Annotated in this window: 6 protein-coding genes; all 6 read left to right on the plus strand. The window is 72.0% G+C overall.

The features are described 5' to 3' along the window. The first annotated feature begins 990 nt into the window (after positions 1-990). The 6 genes from QSK30_RS07955 to QSK30_RS07980 all read left to right on the plus strand — a co-directional run bounded on the left by QSK30_RS07955 (position 991) and on the right by QSK30_RS07980 (position 7,110). Positions 991-2,289, plus strand: a complete 1,299-nt coding sequence (locus QSK30_RS07955) for an MFS transporter (RefSeq protein WP_285500862.1) — start codon at positions 991-993, stop codon at positions 2,287-2,289. Between the two features lie 104 nt (positions 2,290-2,393). Then, positions 2,394-3,302 carry an ornithine carbamoyltransferase gene (locus QSK30_RS07960; RefSeq protein WP_285500864.1) on the plus strand — a complete coding sequence of 303 codons (909 nt, stop codon included), beginning with the start codon at positions 2,394-2,396 and terminating at the stop codon, positions 3,300-3,302. Further along, positions 3,302-3,991, plus strand: coding sequence for a nuclear transport factor 2 family protein (locus QSK30_RS07965; RefSeq protein WP_285500865.1), 690 nt, complete (start codon positions 3,302-3,304; stop codon positions 3,989-3,991). The genes QSK30_RS07960 and QSK30_RS07965 overlap by 1 nt, the downstream gene beginning before the upstream one ends. A 64-nt stretch (positions 3,992-4,055) precedes the next feature. Next, positions 4,056-5,120 carry a branched-chain amino acid aminotransferase gene (locus tag QSK30_RS07970; protein WP_285500868.1) on the plus strand — a complete coding sequence of 355 codons (1,065 nt, stop codon included), beginning with the start codon at positions 4,056-4,058 and terminating at the stop codon, positions 5,118-5,120. A gap of 776 nt (positions 5,121-5,896) precedes the next feature. After that, on the plus strand, positions 5,897-6,523 hold the full coding sequence (locus tag QSK30_RS07975) for a ClpP family protease (protein WP_285500869.1): 627 nt from the start codon (positions 5,897-5,899) through the stop codon (positions 6,521-6,523). After that, positions 6,520-7,110, plus strand: coding sequence for a ClpP family protease (locus QSK30_RS07980; protein ID WP_285500871.1), 591 nt, complete (start codon positions 6,520-6,522; stop codon positions 7,108-7,110). Before QSK30_RS07975 ends, QSK30_RS07980 begins: the two co-directional genes overlap by 4 nt. Positions 7,111-7,252 lie beyond the last annotated feature (142 nt).

The following is a 7,252-nucleotide window of genomic DNA, read 5'->3' on the forward strand; positions in this document are numbered from 1 at the left end:
TCTGTGCGTCACTCGAACCCCGCTCGGCCGAGCCGCTTCGGACGAGGTCCGCGGGCGACCACGTCCGCGGACTCCCGTCCTGCCGGTTCTGCGGTCGGCAGACCCAGCGCCGCTCGCGGCGGTGCTCCGGTCTCACGCCGGCGCCCATCTCGGAGGAGGTGCGCACGTGACCACGTCCACCGCGGGCACCCGCCCGCCTTGCCCGTCAATCGGCCGCCGACGCCCGCATACCGCGTGTGCGGTCGCCGCAGGAGGTCGGTGCGTCCCCCGAGCGTTGCTCGGGGCAGCCGCTTCGGAGGAGGTCCGCGGGCGACCACGTCTCCTGTGGACACTCGCCCTTCCGGCCCACCAGCTAGCCGACTCGGCGTTGTTTGCGGTGATCTCGTCGCGCCGCTCTCGTTCCGCATGGAGTGCGCTGTCCGCGGCGGGAGTCCCGCCAGTCGACCGCCCGCGCCCCGCCTTCTCGGTCCACCAGCACGAGATCGCCGCGGGGCACGTGCGGATGACCGACCCAGCGCCGCGCGGCGGTGCTCCGGTCCCACACCGGCGCCATCTTGGAAGAGGTGCGCACGTGACCACGTCCACCGCGGGCACCCGCCCGCCTTGCCCGTCAATCGGCCGCCGACGCCCGCATACCGCGTGTGCGGTCGCCGCAGGAGGTCGGTGCGTCCCCCGAGCGTTGCTCGGGGCAGCCGCTTCGGAGGAGGTCCGCGGGCGACCACGTCTCCTGTGGACACCCGTCCGTCCGGCCAACCAGTCAACCGACTCGGCGCCGCTTGCGGCGATACCGCCACGGCGCGCTCATTCCGGGTGGAACGGGCCGTCCACGGCGGGAGTACCGCCAGTCGACCGCCCGCGCCCCGCCTGCTCGGTCCACCAGCACGAGATCGTCGCGGCACACCCGTGGCCAATCGATCCAGCGCCGCTCGCGGCGATCGCCGCGGTGCTCCGGTCCCAGACCGGCGCACCCGTCTCGGAAGAGGTGCGCACGTGACCACGTCCACGCCGGTCTCGCCGTCAGCGCGAACCGCCCCGCCGCTGTGGCGGGACCCCGCCACCCTGGGCTACGCCTTCGCCAACGGGGTGTCCCAGATCGGCGACGAGATCTGGTTCGTCGCCCTGGCCTACACCGCCGCCCAGCTCGGCGACGCCGGCCTGGCCGGTCTCGTGCTGGCCTGCGCCACGCTGCCCCGCGCGCTGCTGATGCTGCTCGGCGGCGCGCTCACCGACCGGCTCGACGCCCGGCGGATGATGATCACCAGCGACATCGCCCGGATCGTGGTGCTCGGTGTCGCGCTGGCCGTGCTGGCCGCGCAGGGGGTCTCGGCCGGGCTGTTGATCGTGGTCGGGTTCCTCTTCGGCGTCGCGGACGCCTTCTACGGTCCGGCGTGCAGTTCGTTCCCCCGGCAGTTGGTGCCCAAGGACCAGCTCGTGCGGCTTTCCGCGCTGCGCCAGCTCATCAGCCGGTTCGCCGGTGTACTCGGTGCCCCGATCGGTGGTCTGCTCGTCGCCGGGTACGGGCTCGGCGGCGCGATGCTGACCGACGCGCTGTCGTTCGCGGTGATCCTGGTGGTGCTCATCCTGGTCCGGCCCCGCTGGCCCCGGGCGAAGTCGACCGGTGTGTCCGTGCGCGCCGACGTCCGCGACGGGCTGGACTACCTGCGCCGCACACCGCGGGTGCGCGACCTGGTGATCACGCTGTCCGGGTTGAACGTGTTCGTCTCGCCGGTGCTCTCGATCGGGCTCGCGTTGCACGTGAGCGCGAACGGTTGGGGCGCGGCGGGTCTGGGCTGGCTCTCGGGCGCCATCGGCGTCGGCGCCGCGGCGGGCACGGTGGTGGCCATGCGCTGGCGTCCGCGCCGCCCGCTGCGCGCGGCGCTGTTGCTGCTGCTCGGCCAGGCGGCCGCGTTGGTGCTCGTGGGCTTCGCGTCGTACTCGGTCACGATGGGCGCGATGATCGTCGTCGGGATCGTCGCGGGCCTGGCGTCTCCGCTGCTCTCCGGGGCGTTCCAGGCCACTGTGGACGAGGAGTACGTCGGCCGGGCCAGCTCCATCCTCAGCGTCACCGACGACGGGCTCGCCCCGGTCGCCATGGCAGCCTTCGGGTTCCTGGCCAAGGCGACCAGCCTGGCCACGGCCACCACCGCGTTCGGGCTCTGCTTCGCCGCGCTGCTCGGCTACGCCCTGTCCCGGCCGCACGTGCGGGACCTGCGCCTCGACGGCGGCACCGGCCCCGAGTCCGACCCGGACACCCGCGCCGAGCAGCCCGCCGACCGGACCGCGGGCTGAACTGCCCGTGAGCTGCCGCCGGGGGCGCCGCCCGGGCGTGCCCGGCCGACCCAGACTTGGCCCGTGGCACAGCAGGTGACCTCCAACTCAGGGGTGGGACAGACATGCGGAGTGTGATTTCCCTCGACGACCTCAGGGCCGCCGACGTCGACGCGCTGACCGGCCGGGCAGTGGAGTTCGGCGCGGGTGAGCGGTCCTCGGCCCTGGCCGGGCGCGCGGTCGGCGTCTACTTCCAGAAGTCGTCCACGCGGACCAGGACCTCGTTCTGGCGCGCGGCGACCCGGCTCGGCGCCCAGGTGATCACCTACGGGCCCGACGACCTGCAGCTGACCACCGGCGAGTCCCTGGAGGACACCGCCAGGGTGCTCTCCAGCTACCTCGACGCGCTGGTCGTGCGGACCAACGGCGACATCGCCGAGCTGCGCGAACTGGCCAAGGTCGGTGACATCGCCGTGGTCAACGCGCTCACCCAGTACGAGCACCCGACCCAGGCGCTGGCCGACATCGCCACCCTGCGCGAGGAGTTCGGCGACCTGTCCGGCAGGCACCTGCTCTACGTCGGCGAGGGCAACAGCACCGCCGCCGCCCTGGTGCGCGCGGTGGAGCTGACCCCCGGCCTGGCCCTCACCGTGGTGACCCCGCCCGGCTACGGCGTTCCGGCCGACGTGCTGGTGGGCAAGCCCGAGCGCATCACCCAGCACCACGACCTCGACGCGTTGCCCGACACCGTCGACGTCGTCTACACCAGCCGGTGGCAGACGATGGGGGTCTCGAAGGCAGACCCCGACTGGCTGAGAGCGTTCGAGCCGTACCAGGTGGACGAGTTCCTGCTGGAGCGCGTCTCGCACGAGGGGACGATCTTCCTGCACGACCTGCCCGCCGTCCGCGGCCAGGAGGTCACCGACAAGGTGCTCGACGGCCCGCGCAGCCGCGCCTGGCGGCAGGCCCACCACAAGATGACCATCGCGATGGCCGTCCTCGAGTGGTGCGTCGTCGGGAACGGGACCGACTGATGTCGACCACGCACCCGCAGCACCCGGCGCTGGACGGCCCGTCGCGGCTGTGGCTGCTCGACGGCCTGGTCGAGGCCGTCCGGGCGGCGGGCGACCGGGCCGACCCGCTGGCCGAAACGGTGCTGTGCCTGGCCGAGTCGGCCGCGATCGCCGCCGCGGCCGTGGAGAAGGCGCACAGCGAGACCCCCGGTTCCAGTGCCCGTCGGGCGGAGCTGGCCCGCTCGCTGGCCGCGGCCCGCGCCGCCGTCGTCTGCGCCACCTACGCCCTCGCCGAGGAACCGCGCCCCCGAACCGATTGGAGCAAGGCCATGGCGGTCACCGAGACCGAACGAGTCACCGACGGGGCCGCGCTGGCCCGCGCGGTCTACGACCGGGTCGACGCCGACGACGTCGACGGCCTGCTCGCCCTGTTCACCGAGGACTGCGTCTACACCCGACCCGGCTACGACCCGTGGGTCGGCCACGCCGGGCTCGCCACCTTCTACCGCGAGGCGCGCTCGATCCGCTCCGGCGCGCACACCCTGACCACCGTGCTCGCCACCGGCCGCGACGTCGCCGTGCACGGCGAGTTCCACGGCCTGCTGCGCACCGGCGACGAGGTCCACCTGCGCTTCGCCGAGTTCCTCGAGCTCGCCGCCGACGGCCGCTTCGCCCGCCGGATCACCTACTACTTCGCGCCGCTGGCCTAGGCGCTGTCCGCACCGGAGAGCGCCCAGGCGCCGGACCGCGCCCAGACCGAGAAGGAGCACGCAGATGACGCTGGAGCTGACCGCCCCGACCCCCACCCGGCCCGGCCATGGGGACGCGTTCACCGACCACATGGTGACCATGGCCTGGAACCCGCTCGACGGCTGGCACGACCGGCGGGTCGGCCCGCTGGCCGCGCTGCCGCTGCACCCGGCCACGATCGGCCTGCACTACGCCCAGGTGATCTTCGAGGGCCTCAAGGCGCACCGGCAGGCCGACGGTTCGGTCGCGGTGTTCCGCCCCGACCGCAACGCCACCCGCTTCCGCGCCTCGGCCCGCAGGCTGGAGATGCCCGAGCTGCCGGAGGAGGCGTTCCTCTCGGCGGTGGACGACCTGGTCGCCCTCGACCAGCACCTGCTCTCCGACGACCCGGAGCTGAGCATCTACCTGCGGCCGCTGATGTTCGCCACCGAGCCGAACCTGATGCTGCGGCCGTCGGGGGAGTACCTGTTCCTGCTCATGGCCTTCGTCGCGGGCGGCTTCTTCGGCGCCGACGCCTTCGCCCCGGTCTCGGTCCTGATCGGCCGCACGCACACCAGGGCGGTGCCCGGCGGCACCGGGGACGTCAAGTGCGCGGCCAACTACGGCCCCTCGTTCGTCGCCCAGCGGCTGGCCCAGGAGGCGGGCTGCCAGCAGGTGGTGTGGCTCGACGCCATCGAGCGCCGGTGGGTCGAGGAGATGGGCGGCATGAACATGTTCTTCGTCCGCGCGGGCGAGTCCGGCCCGGAGGTCTTCACCCCGGCGCTGACCGGCACCCTGCTGCCCGGCGTCACCCGCGACTCCCTGCTGACCCTGGCCGCCCAGCTGGGCTACCCGGTGAGCGAGGAGCGCATCTCGGTCGACCAGTGGCGCCAGGACTGCGTCGACGGCCGGATCACCGAGGTCTTCGCCTGCGGCACGGCCGCGGTAGTCACCCCGGTCGGCCGCGTGCACGACGGCGACGACCACTGGCTCATCGGGGACGGCACCGCGGGCCCGGTGACCACCGCGCTGCGCAAGGCACTGGTAGACGTCCAACACGGCCTCGCCCCCGCACCCCGCGGCTGGCTGCGCCCTATCCCCGCGCGCTGACCCCACCGGGGAAATCCTGACCCACCATCCCGGCCGCCCGCGCGGCCGGGATGCGGGCGTTTTCGGGAACCGTTGCGGGGGAACAGGTTCAGGTGGTAGCCAGCAGGCTGGCGCGCCGATCACTGTGGACCCTCCAACCACAACCAGAGCCTCGGGTCTTGAAGTCTTCAATCTCCAAATGCCGAGCCCGCTGGTACGCAAGACCCGTTACGGCAGTCCACCCAATCGAGCCTCCGCTTTACTCGGGCAGGTCATGAGGTGTGCCGCCCGGGGGTCGACTTTACGAGTGGCTCGTAGACATGGGCTGCCCGAGGAAAAGATGGGGGCTCGATCTAGTGGACTCGCTTCGTGTGGGGCCCCTAGAGCACCGCGGTGGGAAAGAAGGGCGGGTGAAGGGCATCCCCACCACACGGCAAGTTTAGCGGTGCTCTCCCCCCACACGAAGCGAGTCCACTAGATCGAGCATCCGTAGCGGGCGTTGCGTTCCAGCGTGGTCGGCCTGACCGCTGCGGTACCAGCGGGGGCGGGATCTTGTTGCGTCCAGCGGGGCTGGGATCTTGTTGCGATCGAGCGGGGGGAGGCATGGAGGCTTTCCGCTGCGGTTGGGTAGTGGGGTAGCTGGCCGCGTGGGTGGGGAGTGTGTGGATCCCGCTGCGGTCGTTGGCTAGGGGTTCTGTTGTGTACCAGTGGGTCCGGGCCCATGGGCCTGCTGAGGGCTGATCTGCCCACAGCGGATAAACCGTCGAAGTCCGGTGGGGTGGCGGCATTGTGGAGGCATGACCAACGACGACAGGCAGCCGTTGTTCGACCACCGGCTTCGGGAACGGTTCTTCAGCAAGCGGGTGCTGGTTCTCGACGGTGTGCTCGATGACGACAACGGGACCGTGCTCGCCACCCAGTTGCTCTCCCTCGCGAGTGAGGACCCGGTCAAGGACATCGCGCTGTGGATCCATTCGCCCGGCGGGTCGGTGGCCTCGATGTTGGCGATCCGCGATGTGATGCGGTTGGTGCCGTGCGATGTGGCCACGCTGGTGCTCGGGTTGGCGTGCAGCGCGGGGCAGTTCCTGCTGTCGGCTGGTGCGCCCGGGAAGCGGTTCGCGCTCCCGCACGCCCGTGTCCTGATGCACCAGGGCTCGGCGGGGATCGGTGGTTCGGCGGTGGAGGTCGAGGTGCAGGCCGACGACCTGCGGCACACCCGGGACACCGTGCTCGGGATCATCGCCGAGGACACCGGTCAGCCGATCGACCGGATCTTCGCCGACTCGCTGCACGACCGCTGGTTCACCACCGCGCAGGCCCGTGAGTACGGCTTCATCGACCACATCGTCCACAGTCTCGACCAGGTCGTGCCCGTGCGCACCCACGCGCCCGGGCTCGGTACGCCGACGGGAGTCCGCGCGTGAGCACCTACACCATTCCCAGCGTCATCACCCGGAGTGCCGGTGGCGAGCGGATCATGGACGTCTACTCGCACCTGCTCTCCGAGCGGATCGTCTACCTGGGTACCGCGATCGACTCCGGGGTGGCGAACGCGTTGATCGCCCAACTGCTTTTCCTGGAGGCGGACTCGCCGGACCAGGAGATCAGCCTCTACATCAACTCCGAGGGCGGTGACCCGTCGGCGATGCTCGCGCTGTACGACACCATGCGCTTCATCAAGGCGCCGGTGGCCACCACCTGCGTCGGTCAGGCCGTCGCGGCGGGCGCGGTGCTGCTGGCCGCGGGCGCGCCCGGGCGCCGCTCCGTGCTGCCGCACACCAGGGTGGTGCTACACCAACCCGCGGCGCAGGGGCGGGGCACCATCCCGGACCTGATCCTCCAAGCCGACGAGGTGGTGCGGGTGCGCACCCAGCTGGAGCGGATCCTCTCGGCCCACACCGGCCACGACGTCGAGCAGCTCCGCCACGACACCGACCGCGACCGCGTGTTCGACGCGCTCGGCGCCGTCGCCTACGGACTCGCGGACCAGGTCATGGAACGCCGAACCTGACCCCGCGACCTCGGGCGGCCCGCAGCGCGGGACCCGCGGGACGACGCTGCCGGACCGCGGGACCCGGATCGCGCAGCCGCCGGACCTGAGCTCGCGCACTCAGGTGGTCTGCAGCATGGGACCCGCGGGTCGACGTTGCCGG

Source organism: Actinokineospora sp. NBRC 105648, from assembly GCF_030269645.1.
Lineage (GTDB): Bacteria > Actinomycetota > Actinomycetes > Mycobacteriales > Pseudonocardiaceae > Actinokineospora.

Bases quoted from the DNA above. Each gene is read 5' to 3' on its own strand.
- QSK30_RS07970 (WP_285500868.1), top strand. From the start codon at position 4,056: ATGACGCTGGAGCTGACCGCCCCGACCCCCACCCGGCCCGGCCATGGG.
- QSK30_RS07960 (WP_285500864.1), top strand. From the start codon at position 2,394: ATGCGGAGTGTGATTTCCCTCGACGACCTCAGGGCCGCCGACGTCGAC.
- QSK30_RS07965 (WP_285500865.1), top strand. From the start codon at position 3,302: ATGTCGACCACGCACCCGCAGCACCCGGCGCTGGACGGCCCGTCGCGG.
- QSK30_RS07975 (WP_285500869.1), top strand. From the start codon at position 5,897: ATGACCAACGACGACAGGCAGCCGTTGTTCGACCACCGGCTTCGGGAA.